Genomic DNA, 17,227 nt, shown 5'->3' with positions numbered 1-17,227 from the left:
GCCGTGATCTCCCAGCCATCTGCCTTCCGTTCCCTGTCCCCCCGCCAGGAGGATCTCCGGCAGCGGTTGCTCGGGGCGGTCGCCCGGAGGGACGCGGTGGCGGTGGCCCCGTTGTCGTGGCAGTGGGTGCACCGCCAGGGGGTGGAGGCCCTCGATTCACTGGTTGTCTCGCTGGCCGATCCGGAGGCTGCTGGCTGGTGGCGCCAGCAGTTGGTGGCCGGACCGGTCGCCCTTGGGGCACAGGAGAGCCAAGGCCCTGTTGTGGCGGTGATGGCCCTCGATCCGGCAGCTCCGGCAGCCCCAGTGATCCTGGAGTCTGCGGAGTTGGAGCCCGAGGATGAGTCCCTCCTGCCCACAGCGGCTGACTCCAGTTCTGACTTCTGGCTCAGTGAGGGTCCAGAGGTGGAGGAGGTGCCGCTGGCGGATTTCGTGGCCCTCGGCGGCACTCCGGTGGCGGGCGACCTCGCGCACGGCGAAGCACTCGGGGCCGGTGATGGTTCCTTTGAGGCAGCTACACCTGCGGTCGGACATGACGCCATGGCCGACCGGGACTTTGGGGACGGCCTGGCTGCAACGAACCTGGCCAAGCCGCTGCCGATCACTGAGGCGGCGGCCTTCACCGATGGGGTGCCCCTGAAGGAACCTGCGGCGAGTGAGAGCAGCGGAGCCACTCCCTTCGCCGAGGCCACGGGCTTGCACCCGCCCATGGCCGCTGTGGCCCCACAGCCCCCTGCTCCCGCGGCCCAGTTCAGCGGTGCCGACGAACAAGCCACCGCAGCGAGCGAGTCAGGCCCTGCTGCCGTTGCCGCCGCCGAGGCCGCTCCCGTGCGCGTGGGTCGTTTCGCGCGTTTGCGCCACCTGGTGCGCGATTGCTTCGAGGAGGTCGCCAGCACGTTTCAGGGCCAGGACGAGGAGGCCGAGGCTCAGCTTGACGACGCTTTCGCCTCCACGCCGGAGCGGTGGTTGCAGGACAGCCCGACGACGGCCTCCCCTGGGGAGAACCCACTGCCCGCCGACCGACTGCCCGTTGACCCCCTGCCTGGACAAACCCTCAAGCCGTTTTCGGCCCCTTGGGCTGCCATCGAGACCAAGGCAGCGGAGACTCCGCGGCCGCTATCTCCGTCGCCGGCAGAGCACCTGCCTTCAGCGTTGCAACAGCCAGCGCCGCAACAGCCAGTGCTGCAACTACCAGCCCAGCAACAGCCCCTGCAACAGCCTTCAGCCGTGGCCCGCTTGCCGCTCGCCCCCAGGCCCGCCCAGGCCCTGATCCGTCCGGCGCCGGCCCCAGCCCATCCGGCCCTTGATCAGCTGCGCGCCTGGCTCCCCGACGAAAGCCTCGATCCGCCCCAACGTCGTGCCTCCTGAGCCTTCATCGAGCCTGGAGCGAGCGGCGCTGAAGGGCGGACTGATCGTGTCGGTGCAGGCGCCGGAGGGCTCGCCCCTGCGCGATCCGGACGTGATCGCGGCCATGGCCGAGGCCAGCCTGGCGAACGGCGCGATCGGCGTGCGCCTGGAGAGCCCCGAGCACATCGGTGCCGTGCGCCGTCGCTGCCCCGGAGCCTTGATCGTCGGGCTCTGGAAGCGCAGCTTTGAAGGCAGCCCGATCTACATCACTCCTGGCTGGGAGGAGATCCGCGCTGTCTGGGCGGCCGGCGCCGACGTGGTGGCGCTCGATGCCACCGAGCGCCACCGCCCCGAGGGCCAGCAACTGGGGGCCTTGATCGAGCGGGCCCGCGAGGAACTGGGGGCCCCCCTGATGGGCGACATCGACAGCCTCGCCAGTGGTCTGAGGGCGGCGGAGCTGGGCTGCCGTTGGGTGGGCACCACCCTCTACGGCTACACCGAGGCCACCTCTGGTCTGAAGCCACCCGGCTGGGGCCTTCTGGCGCCACTGCGCCAGGGACTCCCAGGTGATGTGGCTCTGATCTGCGAAGGCGGCATCTCCGACGCAGATCAGGCCGTTCGGGCCCTGGCAGAGGGGGCGGATGCGGTGGTGGTGGGAACCGCGATCACCGGGGTGGATCTGCAGGTGGCGGCCTACGTGAGGGCCCTGGGCTGATCGCGTTCAGCCAGGCTTGCCGGTGGCACCTCAAGGCCAGGTGCCCCTGGGACTCACATCATCCCGGGCATGCCCATGCCACCCATGCCACCCATGCCGCCCATCCCACCCATTCCACCCATGCCGCCATCGGGTGCGGCCTGACCCTGGGGCTCGGGCTTGTCAACGATCACGGCCTCGGTGGTGATCAGCAGCGCGGCGATCGAGGCCGCATCCTGCAGGGCCAGGCGCACCACCTTGGCCGCATCGATGATGCCGGCGGCCAGAAGGTCTTCGTAGCGGCCGCTGAGGGCGTTGAAGCCCAGGTTCAGCCTGGCCACCTCGGCCACCACCACGGCGCCGTTCTCTCCGGCGTTGGCGGCGATCTGGCGCAGGGGGGCGCTCAGGGCCCGTTGCACGATCTCCACACCGGTGCGCTCGTCGCCGGAGAGCTGGGACACCAGAGCGTCCAGGTCCCGCGCCAACTGGGTCAGCACCGTGCCGCCGCCGGCGACGATGCCCTCCTCCACCGCCGCCCGGGTGGCATTGAGGGCGTCTTCGATGCGCAGCTTGCGGTGCTTGAGCTCGGTTTCAGTCGGAGCGCCCACCTTGATCACGGCCACACCGCCGGCGAGTTTGGCGATCCGCTCGTTGAGCTTCTCCTTGTCGTAGTCGGAGTCGGTGGCCTCCAGTTCCCGGCGGATCGCCGCCACCCGATCCAGCACCGCCCCATGGCGGCTGTCGTTCGCCACGATCGTGGTGGTGTCCTTGCTGATCGTGATCCGGCGCACCCGGCCCAGATCCTCAAGGCTGGCCTTCTCCAGGGTCATCGCCTGGTCTTCGCTGATCAAGGTGGCACCGGTGAGGATGGCGATGTCCTGAAGGGCCGCCTTGCGCCGCTCGCCGAAGGAGGGGGCGCGGACGGCGGCCACCTGCAGCACGCCACGGTTCTTGTTGACCACCAGGGTGGCGAGGGCTTCACCCTCCACCTCCTCAGCCAGGATCACCAGCGCTGAGCCGCTGCGGGAGACTTTCTCCAGCAGCGGCACCAGATCCGCCAGGGCACTGACCTTGCGGTCGGTGACCAGCAGCAGGGCGTTGTCGAACTCCGCCACCTGGCGCTCGCCATCGGTGACGAAGTAGGGGGAGGAGTAGCCCCGATCGAAGGCCATGCCTTCGGTGATCTCCAGTTCGGTGGCCAGGGAGTTGGATTCCTCAACGGTGATCACCCCGTCGACGCTCACCTTCTCCATCGCCTCGGCGATCATGCGGCCCACCTCCTCATCGCCGCCGGAGCTGACGGTGGCCACCTGGCGGATGGCATCGCCGCTCACGGGCCGGGCCAGCTGCTTGATCCCTTCCACCACCTGGGCCGTGGCCCGTTCAATGCCCCGCCGCAGCCCCACCGGGCTGGCTCCGGCGGCCACGTTGCGCAGGCCCTCCTGCACCAGGGCCTGGGCCAGAACCGTGGCAGTGGTGGTGCCGTCGCCGGCCTTGTCCTTGGTTTTGGAGGCCACCTGCTGGATCAGCTTGGCGCCCACGTTCTCGAAGGGATCCTCGAGTTCGATCTCCTTGGCGATCGTGACGCCGTCATTGACGATGTCGGGGGCGCCGAACTTCCTCTCGAGCACCACATTGCGGCCGCGGGGGCCGATGGTGACGCGCACCGCATCGGCGAGGGCGTTGACGCCCCGCTCCAGGGAGCTGCGGGAGTCATCGGAGAAGTTGATCAGCTTGGCCATGCCTGGGAACGGGGGCGCACGTTTCCCACAGGCTCCCACAGGGCCTTGCCCGCGGTCATCGCGGCGCGGGTGGGGAAACCCGAATCGGCCTGCGGGCGCCTGGTCTCCCCGATAGGGTCTGGCGATGGACGAGCTGCTGCAGACCACCCTGGAGAACGTGGCGATCGATCCGTTGGTGGATCCGCTGATGGGCCCCCTGGCCGGCCCTTTGGCGGGGCCCAACTACGCCACGTTTCTGGTGGTCACCGGCCTGGGGCTGCTGATGGCGCTGGTCTATGTGCCCCTGCGCCTGTTCCTGACGTACACCGCCCGCAGCCGTCGTCTGCGCTTGCTGCAGCAGATTCGCCGTCTTCGCGAGGAGCTGGGCCAGCCGCTCGAGAACTGAGCCCCACTGGTTCCCCTTTCAGCGCATCACCAGGCCGCCATCCACCTGCAGCACCTGGCCGGTCATGTAGGCGCCGGCGGGATCGGCGGCAAGAAAGCGCACGGCACTGGCCACTTCCTCGGGCTGGCCGAGTCGGGCCAGGGGGATGGCGGCGATGATCGGCTCCGCCTGCAGATCCTTGGTCATGTCGGTGGCGATGAAGCCTGGAGCCACGGCATTCACGGTGACGCCCCGGCTGGCGAATTCGGCCGCCGTGCTGCGGGTCAGGCCAATCACTCCCGCCTTGGCGGCGCTGTAGTTCGCCTGGCCGGGGTTGCCCATCAGCCCCACCACCGAGGTGATGTTGATGATGCGCCCGTGACGCGCTTTGAGCATCGAGCGGCTCACCGCTCGGGTGCAGAGGAACACGCCGGTGAGGTTGAGGTCGATGACGCTGCGCCAGTCGGCGGTCTTCATGCGCATCAGCAGGCCATCACGGGTGATGCCGGCGTTGTTGACCAGCACGTCAATGGCTCCATGGCGCTCGAGCACCGCCTTGATCATGGCCTCCACCTGCTCCTCGTCGGCCACGTCGGCGCCGTAGGACCAGGCCTCGCCACCTTCGGCGTTGATCTGGGCCACCACCGTTTCGGCGGCCTCGGCGGAGCTGGCGTAGTTCACCAACACCTTGGCCCCGGCGCGGGCCAGTTCCAGGGCGATCGCCCGGCCGATGCCGCGGCTGGCGCCGGTCACCACGGCGGTCTGTCCGGCCAGGGGGGGGGTGGCGGGCACGGACATCGGCGGGCAGGACAGTCGAGGGCGATCGTAGGCCGAGGGGTTCAGCTGGCCATCGGGTCGCTGCCCTCCAGGGCGGGGCCCAGCAGGGCCTCGAACCGTTCCAGCTGCTCCTTGCTGCCCAGCACCACCAGCAACTGCCCAGGCGCCAGGCGCACATCGCCGCCGGGGTTGGCGATCAAGGTGCTGCCACCCCTGGAGTAGGTGCTGCCCTGCAGGCTGGAGGGTTCGGCGTCCTCGGGTTCCGGTGAGCGGATCGCCAGCACCAGGGCGCCGCTGTGACGTCCGAACTGCATCTCCGCCAGGCTGCGGCCGCTGATGCCCTTCATCAGTTCCGGGCGGCTGCTGAGCTGGAACTCCTCCACTTCGCAATCGGAGCCCGCGAGCAGTTCCATGAAATCCACCGCCAGGGGCCGCAGGGCGGTGGCGGCCATGGCCCTGCCGCCGGCCACGTAGGGACTCACCACCTGGTCGGCCCCCGCCAGGCGCAGTTTGCGCTCGGCCTGGTCACTGTCGGAGCGGGCGATCAGCCGGCAGTTGGGGGCGATGCCGCGGGCGCTGAGCACCACGTAGAGGTTGGCGGCGTTGCTGGTGAGGGCCGCCACCAGGCTGCGACAGTGGTGGATGCCGGCGTCGCGCAGGGTTTCATCGAGCGTGGCATCGGCCTGGAGCACGGGCAGTCCCCGCGCCTCCGCCGCCGCCTTGCGCTCCGGCTCCAGCTCAACCACCAGCACAGGGATGCCTTCGGAGCAGAGCTTTTCAGCGATTTCCCGGCCGATGCGGCCATAGCCGCAGAGGATCACGTGGTCGTTCATGCGTTGCAATGAGCGGCGAAAACTGTTGTCCCGCAGGCGACGGAAGTAACCGGATTGGGAGAGCCCCAGCAGGCGCTGGATCGCGAACTGGACCACCACCAGGCCCCCCACCAGGGAGAGGGTGGTGACCACCCTCCCGCCCGTGTGCATCGCGGCGGTGGTGCCGTCGCTCCAGCCCATGGTGCTCAAGGTGACCACCACCATCCAGTAGCAGTCCCCCCAGTCCCAGCCTTCGGTGAACCGGTAGCCCGCCGCCGAGGCATTGATCAGCAGCGCCAGTGCCAGCAGTGGCGTGCGCCACGGGTGTTGGTTCCGCTCGTGTGACCGGGGCCGAACTCTGCTCCGGAAGCGTTGGATCATCCTCTAGAGGTGGGTGGGGGCGGAGCGGATCAACCCAGCCCGAGGGCTTGCAGGACCTCGGCAACACCGAGGTCATCAAGGCCTGCCGATGAACCAATTCCTTGTACTCCCTGGCGCGCCGGGAGTGTGTCGCTGCGGCGACCCAGGGCCACCAACGGGGTGCCGCTGAGCAGGGCCAGCTCGATGCTCGTCGGATCGCTCCCCAGCACCACATCGGCCGCGGCCAGCTGGGCCGCCCGGTCCACGGGGCTGTCGTCGCTGAGGGTGTGGAGCACCCGCAGGCCGGGCACCTGGAGGCGCACCTGCTCCGGTAAGAGCCGCCAGTTGGCCTCGGGCCAGTCGCCGGCTCCCCCGGCCGGGGCCAGCAGCAGGGCAGGGCCATCGCCCGGGGGAAGCGCGGCGACCGCCTGCTCCAGGGCGGGCCTGGGCAGGGAGAGGCGGAAGGTTTCGGCGTCCAGGCTCACCCCCAGGGGGCGCAGGTAGGACTCCATGGCCTGGTTGGGCCACCCCTCCTGGGGGCTCACCCGTTCGGTGAGGCCGAAGCCGTCCTGGGCGATGCGGGTGGGGATGTGGGTCATCGAGAGCATCAGGTTCACCTGGCGCCCCGTGGCGAGGTTGATGCAGGCCTGGAAGTCGGGGTCCCGCACGGAGCCCAGCAGGTTGCTCCAGTCCGCAAGGCTGTTGCCGGCGCCAGGGCCGTTGCCGCTGCCGAAGCTCCCGTCCCCGTCAGCGCCGAAGGCCAGCACCCGCGTCACCTGGGGGAGCAGCGCCCAGATCGCCGCCGAGGCCGTGGGGCAGACCACCTGCACCTGGGCCTGGAGCTGATCAGCGACGGCGGCGACGGCAGGGAACGCCTGGAGTTGCGACGCGCTGGATCCCGGGATCAAAAAGAGAACGCGCATCAGGGCGGCAGGGCAGGCTTGTCGCGGGCCGATTGTATGAATCAGGTCTGGATTTCTCCCTGCCGCCCCCCCTCCGTTGTGCATTTACTGATCGCCGCCGCCGGCAGCGGCCGCCGCATGGGCGCCGAGCGCAACAAGTTGCTGCTGAGCGTGGCCGGCCGGCCGGTGCTCGCCTGGACCCTGGAGGCGGCGCTGGCCTGCGCCGCCATCCGCTGGATCGGACTGGTGGGTCAACCCGTGGATCGCCCGGATGTGGAGGCCCTGGTGGCCGCGGCCGCCCCGGATCGGCCGGTGGTCTGGATCGACGGTGGGGACAGCCGCCAGGACTCCGTGCGCCGCGGATTGGCGGCCCTGCCGCCGGAGGCTGAGCATGTGCTGATCCACGACGGCGCCCGTTGCCTGGTGGAGCCCGAGCTGCTGGAGCGTTGTGCGGCCGCTGTGCGCCAGGGGCAGGCGGTGATCGCCGCCACCCCTGTGAGCGACACGATCAAGCGGGTGGATGGCGCCGGCACCATCCTCGACACCCCGGATCGCAGCCAGCTCTGGGCCGCCCAGACCCCCCAGGGTTTTGCGGTGGAGCGGCTGCGCTCGGCCCACGAGCGGGCCCTGCAGGAGGGCTGGAGCGTCACCGATGACGCCGCCCTGTTCGAACGACTGGGCTGGCCGGTGCAGGTGCTGGCGGCGGAGCCCTCCAACATCAAGGTCACCACCCCCTTCGACCTGCGCATCGCAGGCGCGGTGCTCTCCCTTCGGCCTACTCCAGCAGGCTGAGACGCCCGCTGGAAGCATCCAGGCGCGCACGCACCCCCAGGGGCAGGGCGGCGTTGCCGGGGCCATGGCCCACCTCCAGGCCCCCGAGCACGGGGATGCCCAGGTCGGTGCTGCGTTCCTTGAGCACCTGCTCAGTGCTGAAGCGCCCGTCCCGCCCGTCCGATTCCCCCTGCGTCTCAGGCGCTTCCCCGTCGTCGCTGAAGCGTCCGAAGGCCAGGCCTGCCAGTTGCTGCAGGGCGCCGCAGAGGCGCCAGTGGGTGAGCATGCGATCGACGCGATAGGGGGCTTCGCCCACGTCTTCAAGCACCAGCACCGCCCCCTTGAGGTCCGGCAGATGCTGGGTGCCCAGCAGGTGGGTGGCCACGGTCAGGTTGGCGACCAGCAGCGGGCCTTCGGCCACGCCCCCTTGCCAGCCCTCGCCGCTCAGATCCTCCATGGGGGCACCGAAGAGCAGATTGTGCAGCCGCTGGCGGCTCCAGGCGGGCTCGCTGGCCAGGGTGGTGATCAGCGGGCCGTGGATGCCGCCGCCCTGCCCCCGGGCCCGTTGGGCCCAGAGCAGGGAGGTCACATCGGAGAAGCCCAGCAACCAGCCAGGCGTCAGTTCCAGGGGCTGCTCCAGCAGCCGTGCCGCCCCCCAACCCCCGCGGACGCAGGCCCGTAGGGCCGCCGGGGCCCCCTCGGGGTGCGGCTCCAGGTCGGCGCGGCGCTGGTGATCCTCGCCGGCCAGATAGCCCCAGCGACGGAGGGGATCGAAGCCAGCTTCCCGCTCCAGGCCCCAGCTCTCAAGCACGGCCAGGCCAGCGTCCAGCCGCTCGCTGTCCTCCAGGGCCGAGCTGGCGGACACCAGCCGCACGCGATCGCCCCGGCGCAGGGGAGCCGGCAGCCCAGCCCCCAGGGGATGGCGCTGGGGGGATGCGCCGCTCAAGGCACCTGTCCCAGCACCAGGGCCAGCAGCAACAGGGCGCCAAGACGCACCTGGCGGCCGAAGTGGCCGCCATCGAGCCGCCTGGCCTCCCGCTGCATCGCCAACGCGGCCAGGACCCAGAGGGGCCAGAAGATCGCCCCCACCCCCTGCAGGGCCGCGGCGATCCCCAGCGCTGCGGCTGTGAGGCCATAGCTGAGGGCGACCGCCAGGGGCGCGCGCTCCCCCAGGGTGAGGGCGCTGCTGCGCAGGCCCAGGGCGGCGTCATCGCGGCGGTCGGCCATGGCGTAGACGGTGTCGAAGCCGAAGGTCCAGGCCAGGGTGGCCAGCCACACCAGGGCCAGGGGCCAGCCGCCTGCGAGCGATCCGGTGGCGGCGGCCCAGGGGATCAGCACGGCGAAGCCCCAGCACAGGGCCAGCACAAGCTGCGGCAGGGGGAACCAGCGTTTCGCCGAGGGGTAGAGCAGCACCGGTGGCAGGGCGAGCAGGGCCAGCAGCAGGCAGAGCCCCCGGCTGGCCGCTGGCAGGGCTAGCACCACCGCCAGGGCCAGCAGCAGGCAGAGCGCCAGCAGCACCAGAGCACTGGCGACACTCACCCGGCCACTGGCCAGGGGCCGCTCGCGGGTGCGCTCCACCTGGGGATCGATGTGGCGGTCCCAGAGGTCGTTGGCGACGCAGCCCGCACCGCTCACCGCCAGGCCACCGAGCACGATCCAGCCCACCAGGGGCGCCATTGGCGGCGCCTGGGGCACGAGCCACAACGACCAGCCCGCCGGGATCAACAGGATCAGCCGGCCGCTGGGTTTGTGCCAGCGCAGCAGTTCGAACCAGCCCCGCAATAACGAACCGCTGCCTGCGCTGGCCATGGACGGGATCGATCGCCAAAAGCTGGCGGCACCCTAGGTCGCAGTTGCTTCGAGCTGTCCGCGCCAGGGGCGCTGGTGGCAAAGTGACGCCGAGTCCAGGCGATCTGCCCCCATGCCGGAGCTTGAGCAGCAACGGGCCTCCGTCAGCGACCTGAAGGCCCCTGCCGCAGCGGCTTCGGCCCCAGCGAAGAGCCTGCGCCATGTGGCAGCGATCGACATCGGCACCAATTCCATCCATCTGCTGATCGCGGCGGTGGATCCGGTGCTGCGCAGCTTCAGCGTGGTGCTCACCGAGAAATCCAGCACCCGCCTGGGGGAGCGCGACGAGGACAGCGGCGATCTGACCCCCGAGGCGATCGAACGGGCCTTCGTCACCCTGCGCCATTGCCGCGAGCTGGCGGCCAGCCATGGGGTGGAACAGATCGTGACGGCGGCCACCAGCGCCGTGCGTGAGGCCCCCAATGGCCGCGACTTCCTCCAGTCGCTGCAGGAGCAACTCGGGCTTGAGGTGGACCTGATCAGCGGCCAGGAGGAGGCCCGGCTGATCTACCTGGGGGTGCTCTCGGGCATGGCCTTCGGCGACCAGCCCCATCTGATCCTCGACATCGGTGGGGGCTCCACCGAGCTGATCCTGGCGGACGGCCGCGACGCCAGGGCCCTCACCAGCACCAGGGTGGGGGCGGTGCGCCTGCAGCGTGATTTCGTGCGCGAGGACCCGATCCCGCCCGAGCGCCGCTCGTTCCTGACCGCCTTCATCGAAGGCTCCCTGGAGCCCGCCGTCGACAAGGTCAAGCGGCGTCTGCAGCCTGGCGAGACGGCGGTGATGGTGGCCACCAGTGGCACCGCCATGGCCCTGGCGGCGATGGCGGCGGCCCAGGACGAGCGTCCGCCGCTGCGGCTGCAGGGCTACCGCCTGAGCCGGGAACGTCTGGATCTGCTGGTGGCCCGGCTGGTGGAGATGACCCCCGAGCAGCGCCGGGCCCTGCCCACCCTCAACGAGCGCCGGGCCGAGATCATCGTGCCCGGTGCCCTGGTGCTGCAGACCGCCATGGCGATGCTCGACGTCGACGAGCTGGTGATCAGCGAACGGGCGCTGCGGGAGGGCCTGATCGTCGATTGGATGCTGCGCAAGGATCTGATCGTCGATCGCTTTGCTTTCCAGAGCTCGATCCGTCAGCGCACGGTGCTGCACCAGGCCCAACGCTTCGGGGTCGATCAGGTGCGCTCCAAGCGGGTGGCGGACCATGCCCTCAGCCTCCACGACCAGACGTCCGGGCTGCTGCATGCCGATGATGGCGAGGGCCGCCAGCTGCTCTGGGCCGCCGCGATGCTCCACGCCTGTGGCCAGCACATCAACATTGGCGCCTACCACAAGCACACCTGGTACCTGATTCGCCATGGGGAGTTGCTGGGCTACTCCGAGGCCGAGCAACTGATGGTGGCGGCGATTGCCCGTTACCACCGCCGCGGCCTGCCCAAGAAACGCCATGAGTCGTGGCAGTTGATTGAGGGGCGCTCCCAGCGCCGCACGGTGGCCTCAATGGCCTTGCTGCTGCGCCTGGCCGCCTCCCTGGACCGCCGCCCCGAACCGTTGATCGGCGAGCTGGTGGTGCGCCCGGGTCCTGCTGCCGTCACGATCGAGCTCAAACCCCTGAGCGCCGAGCTGGACCTGAGCCTGGAGCGCTGGAGTCTGCAGGCCTGCGCGCCGGCGGTGATGGAGGCCATGGGCCTCCATCTGGAGGTCACCTGAGCGGGCGCCAGATCACTTCGTTGATCGGCCCGAGGCGGCGGGCGGTTGAATTGCCGATGCGCACGGTGACCAGATCAGGACGGCCGGCCAGCACCTTCAGACCTGGTTCGGCGGGAAATCGCCGCTCACCTTTGAGCAGGCCCTGGTAGAGCCGTTGCCCTGAGCCGTTGCGCACAGCAATCCAGCTGCCCTCGGTGCTGGAGAGGACCACGATGGCCTTCGTTGCGGGGGCCGTCACACCTGCCTTTGGGGATTGAGGGGTGGACGGGGCCAGGGCCGGTGGCCTGTCGGCTGTCAGGGGCGCCTCGGGAGGCGCTGAGCGGGGACGGACCTCCTGTCCCTGGCGCCAGGCCAGGGTGCCGAGGCTGGTCACCAGCACCAGCGCACCAAGGGCCCCCAGGACCCACTTGGGGGCAGTGCGGGGGAAACGGTTGGAGGCGCTGGAGGGACGGGGCGAGGGCGCCTGGGGGCTGAGGAGGGGCGATGGGAGTGCCGCGGCGCTGGGGCGCCGACTGGAGGAGGTGCCGTTGCCGCCGGGGGTACCCAGATCCATTCGTCGCAGCTCCTCGATCAGGGGGTCGGCGTCCAGCCCCAGGACGGTGGCCACCCGACGGACCTGGGCCACCACGAACACTTTTTCAGGCAGGCGGTCGTTGGCGCCCTGCTCCAGCGCCTGCAACTGGTCGCTGCCCATGCACAACTGATCGGCCAGGGCTCCAAGGCTCAGCCCTTTGGCCTCCCGGGCCTCCCGAAGCACCTTGCCGAGTCTGACGAGGGGATCACCGGAAAGCGACGGGGGGTCGGGGATCGGCTCGGACACGGATGGCTGCGGGTGGTTGGCCAAAGGCCACTTCCCATTCTCCCTCCAATCCGCTGGAACGGTCTGTAGTTGGGTTTACCACCGGGGTTGCCAGGCCGAAAGTAAAGGCCAAAAGAAAAAATAAGCGACCTGAAGATGAACGACAGGCCTCTGTAATCATGGGCGATACTGGATTCGAACCAGTGACCCCTTCCGTGTGAAGGAAGTGCGCTACCGCTGTGCTAATCGCCCGCACCCTTCAATCATAAAACCTCGTCGGCCCACCCCCGGCCCCCGGGGGGCGACCATGAAGAATTGACGGAACCTCCGTCCCCCCGCGCGCGCGTGATCGCCACGTCCACCGCCACCGTTGACCCTGAGGCCCGCCAGGAGGTGGATGTGCTGATCGTGGGCGGAGGCGTCTGCGGTACCGCTCTGCTGTTCGAGCTGGCCCGCTACACCGATCTGCCCAGGCTGGCTCTGCTGGAGCGCTACGAGCGGCTGGCCCAGGTCAACTCCAAGGCCACCAACAACAGCCAGACGATCCACTGCGGCGACATCGAGACCAACTACAGCCTCGAGAAGGCCCTGAAGGTGAAGCGCACGGCGGAGATGATCGTGCACTACGCCGCCCTGCTGGATGCTGAGCGGCGCGGGCGCACGGTGTTCCGCACCCCCAAGATGGTGCTCGCCGTGGGGGCCTCGGAGTGCGCCTTCCTGCGGGAGCGCTTCTCGCGCTTTGCCCCCCACTTCCCGGCCATGGAACTGCTGGAACCGGAGCAGATCGCTCAGTGGGAGCCCCATGTGGCGCTGGTGGATGGGGTCCCGCGCCGCGAGGAGCTGGTGGCGATCGGCATCCGCAGCACCTACACCGCCGTCGACTACGAGCAGCTGGCCGAGTCGTTTGTGGAGCAGGCCCACGCCGCCGTGGTCGGCAGCGATCGCCAACTCGAGCTGGGGTTGGGGCAGCGGGTCGAGAGGATCACCCCAGAGGGAGAGGCGTTCCTGGTGGACGCCAGCACCGCGGCGGGTCCCAGGCGTTACCGGGCCCGCCATGTGGTGGTCTGCGCCGGCGCCCACAGCCTGCTGATGGCCCAGCAGCTGGGCTACGGCCTGGAGTACTCCTGTCTGCCGGTGGCGGGGAGCTTCTACTTCACTCCCGACCTGCTCAAGGGCAAGGTCTACACGGTGCAGAACGACAAACTCCCCTTCGCCGCCATCCACGGCGACCCCGATGTGCGAGCCCCGGGACAGACGCGTTTTGGGCCCACCGCCCTGCTGTTGCCGCTGCTGGAGCGCTACAGACCCGCCTCCTTTTTTGAGTTCCTGAAGGTGCTGCGGCTGGATTGGTCGGTGCTCGCCGTGTTCTGGCAGCTGCTGCGCGTGGCCGACATCCGCAGCTACATCCTGCGCAACCTGCTGTTTGAGGTGCCCTGGCTCAGGCGCCGGCTGTTTCTGGCCGATGCCCGCAAGATCGTGCCCGGCATGCAGTTGGAGGATCTGCGCTTCGCCGAGGGCTACGGCGGGGTGCGTCCCCAGCTGATCCACAAGGGGGAGCGGCGGTTGATGCTCGGGGAGGCACGCATCGCGCCACGGCCTGGCCTGGTGTTCAACGTGACGCCTTCTCCCGGCGGCACCTGCTGCCTGGGCAACGCCGCCATCGACCTGGAGGCGATCGTGGCGCGGTTGGGCTGCGGCTTCGATCAGGCGCGTCTGGCGCGGGAGCTCTACGGCGATGGGGAGCCGCCGCAGGCCGCCAGCGCTCCCCCCGCCCCTGATCAGGCCGGACTGGAGGCGGCGGCGGCCCTGAACAGGTGATCGTGGCTGGCGGAATAAAGCTTCGAGCGGGCGTCCGCCGGTGAGCGCAGGGCGGGGCTGACCACGAAGAGGGTGGTGCGGATCAGATTGCGTTCGAGGCTGACGGCCGCCATTCGCTCCAGGGGCACCACCTGCAGCCACTGGTCGGGCCAGCTGACCCGGTAGCCGATTGCCACGGGGGTGTCGGCGGGGTAATGCTCCAGCAGGGCAGCCTGCACCTCCTCCACATGGCGGGCACTGAGGTAGAGGCAGAGGGAGGCCCGCAGGGCCGCCAGCCGCCCCAGGGATTCCCGTTCGGGCACACCGGTGCGGCCTCCCGCCCGGCTGAGCACGATCGTCTGAACCAGCCCCGGGATCGTCAATTCGCTCTGCAGGGCGGCGGCGGTGGCCTGGTAGGCGCTCAACCCCGGCACCACCTCCAGCTCCAGCCCGGCATCGGCCAGCCGGCAGATCTGCTCGGCCAGGGCGCCGTAGAGGCAAGGGTCGCCATCGTGCAGCCGCACCACATGGAGGCCGGCGCGGGCCCGCGCGCTCACCACGGCCATCACCTCCTCCAAGGTGAGGGTGCTGGTGCGGATCGATTCACAGCCCGCTGGGGCCAGGGCGGCGATCTGGGGCGACACCAGGGAGTCGGTCCAGACCAGCACATCGGCCTGCTCGATCGCGCGGGCGGCCCTCAGGGTGAGCAGATCGGGGGCGCCGGGGCCGGCGCCGACGATCTTGACGGTGGGGGCCACGGGCCCTGCAGGTGGAAGGCTCAAGGGGCCGTGCCGTTGACGTGGGTGGACACACCGCTGGGGTCGGGCAGGGCCCGCCGGCGGCCGTAGAGCCACCAGAGGCCGAAGCCGCCGATGGCGATCAAAATCAAGCTCATCAGCTGGGCCATGCGTAACCCACCTTCACAGAACGGCGGTTGGCCCAGCAGGCAGAGGGGGTCGATCCGCAACCCTTCGATCCAGAATCGACCGGCGCTGTAGGCGATCAGGTAGACGCAGCTGAGGGCGCCATCGGGCAGAACGAGCTTGCCTTGGCTGGCGCGCTGGAACAGCAGCAGCAGCAGGGTGAGCACCCCCAGGTTCCAGAGCGATTCGTAGAGGAACGTGGGGTGGAAGCTGCTCTGGCCCAGGAAGGCCGTGGGTCGGTTCGCCAGGGGGATGGTGAGGGCCCAGGGCAGATCGGTGGGCACGCCGAAGGCCTCGGAATTGAAGAAATTGCCCCAGCGGCCGATCGCCTGGCCCAGGGCCACCGAGGGCACGAGCACATCCAGCAGGGCCCAGAAGGGTTGCCTGCGCCAGCGGCAGAACAGGATCACCGCCAGGGAGCCGCCGATCAACGCCCCATGGATGGCGATGCCCCCTTGCCAGACCTTGAGGGCATCGAGCCAGTTGAGGGAATACTGGCGCCACTCAAAGGCCACGTAGTAGATCCGGGCACTGATCACTGCTGCCAGCACCAGGATCGGCAGCAGGTCGGCGATCAGGCCCGCATCGATGGCCCTCCTGCGACCCAGGCGGGTGGCCAGGGCCAGGCCCATCAGCACCGCCAGGGCGATCAGCAACCCATACCAGCGCAGGGAGAAGGGCCCCAGCTGAAACAGCAGGGGCCCGGGTGAACTGAACACGGCCAGGGCGGACGGCGCAGGAAGGGTCAGGGCTGGAAGAGGGATGAGCTCAGGCGCGGCGGTGAATCAGATCAGCCCCTCGGCGGCCTGGACTTTCTCGAACTGCTTCTTCTTGAGCACCAGCATGATCTGGGCCAGGGTGACGGCGGCGAAGAAGGCGAGCAGGCCATAGATCCTGACGGGGTTCTGCAGCACGATTTCGGTGTCCAACTGACCGAAACCGCCGACGTTGGGGTCGTCGGTGAGCGGGGCTCCGGCGGCCAGCTGATCACCCACGGCCACCAGCAGGGTGGGGCCGGCGGGGATGGTTTCGCTGACGCTGGCCCCATCGGCGGTGGTGATCGTCACAGCGGTGGCGCCGTTCTCGCCGGGGGTGATGCTGGCCACCCGGCCCGCAGCGGGGGCGGTGTAGACGGTGTTGTTGGACTTCTCACCGGTGGGGGTCACCTGGCCCCGGCCCCGGTTGCCGCCCACATTGATCGAGTATTTGCCGAAGTGAATGCCGCTGTCGGTGGCGGGATCAGGCGAAAGGATCGGGAAGACGATCTCCTGGTGCTGGTCACCGGGGAGTGGGCCCACCAGCAGGATGTTGGGGTAGGCATCGCTGTATTGGGTGTAGTAGACGCCTTCGGTTTCCTGCTTGAGCTCCTCGCTGAGGCGCTCGGGGGGCGCGAGGGTGAAACCGTCTGGAAGGATCACCACCGCCCCCACGTTCAGGCCGGTGCGGCTGCCGTCACCGCCCACCTGCTGCACGCTGGTGTCGTAGGGGATCTCGACGGTGGCCTTGAAGACCGTGTCGGGGAAGACCGCCTGGGGCACTTCCACGTGGGTGGGCTTCTTGGCCAGGTGGCAGTTGGCGCACACCAGTTTGCCGGTGGCTTCGCGGGGATTCTCGTAGTTCTGTTGGGCCCAGAAGGGATAGGCCCAGCTGCTCTGGGGGGCGATCAGCAGAACGCCGAAGGTCAGCAGGGTGGTCAGCAGGAGGGTGAGGGAGCGGCGCATGGGACGGACGGGCAGGCGACGGGAGGGGGGAAGAAGGCTCAGCGGATTCAGGCCCACCAGGGCTGCTCACCGTTGCGGAAATCGGTGTCCGTCCAAGGGCTGAGGAACACGTTGTCGTTCTCGACGCTCACCTGGGCCAGGGCCAGGGAAAGGGGCGCGGGGCCGCGCACCACCTTGCCGGTGGCGTCGTACTGGCTGCCGTGGCAGGGGCACATGAACTTGTTGGCGCCGCTGTTCCAGGGCACCACGCAGCCCAGGTGGGTGCAGATCGCGTTGATGCCGTAGCTGCCAATCGCATCGGGCCCTTCCACGGTCAGGTAGGTGGGGTCACCCTTGAGGCCCTGCACCAGGCTGCGGTCGCCTTCGTTGTGGGTGGAAAGCCAGCCGCTGGCGGTGACGGAATTGCCCAGTTCGTCCTTGGCGCTCACCCCGCCGGAGCCGCCCACCGCCTTGGGGGGAATGAAGTAGTTGACCACCGGATAGAGGGCCCCCAGGGCGACGCCCGTGACCGATCCGAAGGTGAGCAGATTCATGAACTGCCGCCGACCCATTCCGGGGACATCGCTCGCTGGGATCTGAGTCATAGGAGCGGTCCAGTGAGCCGACGTGACGTGCCGCCCATTATGGACGCTGCCCTGCCCATCACCGTTTGTGGCGGCGGG

Annotated in this window: 17 protein-coding genes and 1 tRNA gene; 6 read left to right on the top strand and 12 right to left on the bottom strand. The window is 69.4% G+C overall.

What is annotated here, in order from left to right; genetic code table 11:
* The first annotated feature begins 3 nt into the window (after positions 1 to 3).
* On the top strand, positions 4 to 1,365 hold the full coding sequence (locus KBZ13_RS00965; RefSeq protein WP_255005138.1) for a hypothetical protein: 1,362 nt from the start codon (positions 4 to 6) through the stop codon (positions 1,363 to 1,365).
* Positions 1,355 to 2,059, top strand: coding sequence for an N-acetylmannosamine-6-phosphate 2-epimerase (locus KBZ13_RS00960; protein WP_255005137.1), 705 nt, complete (start codon positions 1,355 to 1,357; stop codon positions 2,057 to 2,059). The genes KBZ13_RS00965 and KBZ13_RS00960 overlap by 11 nt, the downstream gene beginning before the upstream one ends.
* Before the next feature lie 53 nt (positions 2,060 to 2,112).
* On the opposite strand, the gene groL is transcribed toward KBZ13_RS00960, so the two are convergent.
* Positions 2,113 to 3,780 (bottom strand): chaperonin GroEL, encoded by a 1,668-nt coding sequence (gene groL, locus KBZ13_RS00955; RefSeq protein ID WP_255005136.1) that lies wholly within the window; start codon positions 3,778 to 3,780, stop codon positions 2,113 to 2,115.
* 124 nt (positions 3,781 to 3,904) lie between these two features.
* Between groL and KBZ13_RS00950 the strand changes: the two genes are divergently transcribed.
* Positions 3,905 to 4,165, top strand: coding sequence for a hypothetical protein (locus KBZ13_RS00950; RefSeq protein ID WP_409995600.1), 261 nt, complete (start codon positions 3,905 to 3,907; stop codon positions 4,163 to 4,165).
* A gap of 18 nt (positions 4,166 to 4,183) precedes the next feature.
* Here the strand turns inward: KBZ13_RS00950 and fabG are convergent, their stop codons facing one another.
* From fabG to KBZ13_RS00935, 3 genes are read right to left on the bottom strand one after another with little or no spacing between them, the layout of a single operon-like run.
* Positions 4,184 to 4,942: a 3-oxoacyl-[acyl-carrier-protein] reductase gene (fabG, locus tag KBZ13_RS00945; protein WP_261358733.1), complete on the bottom strand. Its 759-nt coding sequence runs from the start codon at positions 4,940 to 4,942 to the stop codon at positions 4,184 to 4,186.
* Between the two features lie 41 nt (positions 4,943 to 4,983).
* Positions 4,984 to 6,114, bottom strand: a complete 1,131-nt coding sequence (locus KBZ13_RS00940) for a potassium channel family protein (protein ID WP_255005132.1) — start codon at positions 6,112 to 6,114, stop codon at positions 4,984 to 4,986.
* A 29-nt stretch (positions 6,115 to 6,143) separates the two neighbouring features.
* Positions 6,144 to 7,016, bottom strand: a complete 873-nt coding sequence (locus tag KBZ13_RS00935) for a lipopolysaccharide heptosyltransferase family protein (protein WP_255005131.1) — start codon at positions 7,014 to 7,016, stop codon at positions 6,144 to 6,146.
* A gap of 78 nt (positions 7,017 to 7,094) precedes the next feature.
* Between KBZ13_RS00935 and ispD the strand changes: the two genes are divergently transcribed.
* Positions 7,095 to 7,787 (top strand): 2-C-methyl-D-erythritol 4-phosphate cytidylyltransferase, encoded by a 693-nt coding sequence (gene ispD, locus KBZ13_RS00930; protein ID WP_255005840.1) that lies wholly within the window; start codon positions 7,095 to 7,097, stop codon positions 7,785 to 7,787.
* On the opposite strand, the gene KBZ13_RS00925 is transcribed toward ispD, so the two are convergent.
* Together KBZ13_RS00925 and KBZ13_RS00920 are read right to left on the bottom strand one after the other, a co-directional pair.
* Positions 7,771 to 8,712 carry an LD-carboxypeptidase gene (locus tag KBZ13_RS00925; RefSeq protein WP_255005130.1) on the bottom strand — a complete coding sequence of 314 codons (942 nt, stop codon included), beginning with the start codon at positions 8,710 to 8,712 and terminating at the stop codon, positions 7,771 to 7,773. The two genes, ispD and KBZ13_RS00925, sit on opposite strands and share 17 nt — an antisense overlap.
* Positions 8,709 to 9,575: a 4-hydroxybenzoate polyprenyltransferase gene (locus KBZ13_RS00920; protein ID WP_255005128.1), complete on the bottom strand. Its 867-nt coding sequence runs from the start codon at positions 9,573 to 9,575 to the stop codon at positions 8,709 to 8,711. Before KBZ13_RS00920 ends, KBZ13_RS00925 begins: the two co-directional genes overlap by 4 nt.
* 112 nt (positions 9,576 to 9,687) lie before the next feature.
* Here KBZ13_RS00920 and KBZ13_RS00915 point away from each other — a divergent pair, with 112 nt between their 5' ends.
* A complete protein-coding gene (locus tag KBZ13_RS00915; protein WP_255005125.1) occupies positions 9,688 to 11,325 on the top strand; it encodes a Ppx/GppA phosphatase family protein in 1,638 nt (545 codons plus the stop codon).
* Here KBZ13_RS00915 and KBZ13_RS00910 read toward each other — a convergent pair.
* Together KBZ13_RS00910 and KBZ13_RS00905 are read right to left on the bottom strand one after the other, a co-directional pair.
* Positions 11,318 to 12,145, bottom strand: coding sequence for a helix-turn-helix domain-containing protein (locus tag KBZ13_RS00910; RefSeq protein ID WP_255005124.1), 828 nt, complete (start codon positions 12,143 to 12,145; stop codon positions 11,318 to 11,320). The two genes, KBZ13_RS00915 and KBZ13_RS00910, sit on opposite strands and share 8 nt — an antisense overlap.
* A gap of 159 nt (positions 12,146 to 12,304) precedes the next feature.
* A tRNA-Val gene (locus KBZ13_RS00905) sits at positions 12,305 to 12,376 on the bottom strand.
* A 93-nt stretch (positions 12,377 to 12,469) separates the two neighbouring features.
* Between KBZ13_RS00905 and KBZ13_RS00900 the strand changes: the two genes are divergently transcribed.
* Positions 12,470 to 13,942, top strand: a complete 1,473-nt coding sequence (locus tag KBZ13_RS00900) for an FAD-dependent oxidoreductase (RefSeq protein WP_255005120.1) — start codon at positions 12,470 to 12,472, stop codon at positions 13,940 to 13,942.
* Here KBZ13_RS00900 and cobM read toward each other — a convergent pair.
* From cobM to petC, 4 genes are read right to left on the bottom strand one after another with little or no spacing between them, the layout of a single operon-like run.
* Entirely contained in the window at positions 13,903 to 14,679 is a 777-nt protein-coding gene (cobM, locus tag KBZ13_RS00895; protein WP_255005117.1) for a precorrin-4 C(11)-methyltransferase, read from the bottom strand. The genes KBZ13_RS00900 and cobM overlap by 40 nt on opposite strands.
* A gap of 20 nt (positions 14,680 to 14,699) precedes the next feature.
* The gene (lgt, locus tag KBZ13_RS00890; RefSeq protein WP_255005838.1) at positions 14,700 to 15,569 is read right to left on the bottom strand and encodes a prolipoprotein diacylglyceryl transferase; all 870 of its coding nucleotides are present in this window, start codon (positions 15,567 to 15,569) and stop codon (positions 14,700 to 14,702) included.
* Between the two features lie 60 nt (positions 15,570 to 15,629).
* Positions 15,630 to 16,565: a cytochrome f gene (petA, locus tag KBZ13_RS00885; protein WP_255005116.1), complete on the bottom strand. Its 936-nt coding sequence runs from the start codon at positions 16,563 to 16,565 to the stop codon at positions 15,630 to 15,632.
* A 47-nt stretch (positions 16,566 to 16,612) separates the two neighbouring features.
* Positions 16,613 to 17,149, bottom strand: coding sequence for a cytochrome b6-f complex iron-sulfur subunit (gene petC, locus KBZ13_RS00880; RefSeq protein ID WP_255005114.1), 537 nt, complete (start codon positions 17,147 to 17,149; stop codon positions 16,613 to 16,615).
* Positions 17,150 to 17,227: the final 78 nt, after the last annotated feature.

This window comes from Cyanobium sp. ATX 6F1 (assembly GCF_024346315.1).
Lineage (GTDB): Bacteria > Cyanobacteriota > Cyanobacteriia > PCC-6307 > Cyanobiaceae > ATX-6F1.
This window is presented reverse-complemented; position numbering and strand designations above follow the sequence as displayed.

Excerpts from the sequence above, each read along its gene's own strand:
- groL (WP_255005136.1), bottom strand. The coding sequence starts at position 3,780 with ATGGCCAAGCTGATCAACTTCTCCGATGACTCCCGCAGCTCCCTGGAG.
- KBZ13_RS00950 (WP_409995600.1), top strand. The coding sequence starts at position 3,905 with ATGGACGAGCTGCTGCAGACCACCCTGGAGAACGTGGCGATCGATCCG.
- fabG (WP_261358733.1), bottom strand. The coding sequence starts at position 4,942 with ATGTCCGTGCCCGCCACCCCCCCCCTGGCCGGACAGACCGCCGTGGTG.
- KBZ13_RS00940 (WP_255005132.1), bottom strand. The coding sequence starts at position 6,114 with ATGATCCAACGCTTCCGGAGCAGAGTTCGGCCCCGGTCACACGAGCGG.
- KBZ13_RS00935 (WP_255005131.1), bottom strand. The coding sequence starts at position 7,016 with ATGCGCGTTCTCTTTTTGATCCCGGGATCCAGCGCGTCGCAACTCCAG.
- KBZ13_RS00920 (WP_255005128.1), bottom strand. The coding sequence starts at position 9,575 with ATGGCCAGCGCAGGCAGCGGTTCGTTATTGCGGGGCTGGTTCGAACTG.
- KBZ13_RS00915 (WP_255005125.1), top strand. The coding sequence starts at position 9,688 with ATGCCGGAGCTTGAGCAGCAACGGGCCTCCGTCAGCGACCTGAAGGCC.
- petA (WP_255005116.1), bottom strand. The coding sequence starts at position 16,565 with ATGCGCCGCTCCCTCACCCTCCTGCTGACCACCCTGCTGACCTTCGGC.
- petC (WP_255005114.1), bottom strand. The coding sequence starts at position 17,149 with ATGACTCAGATCCCAGCGAGCGATGTCCCCGGAATGGGTCGGCGGCAG.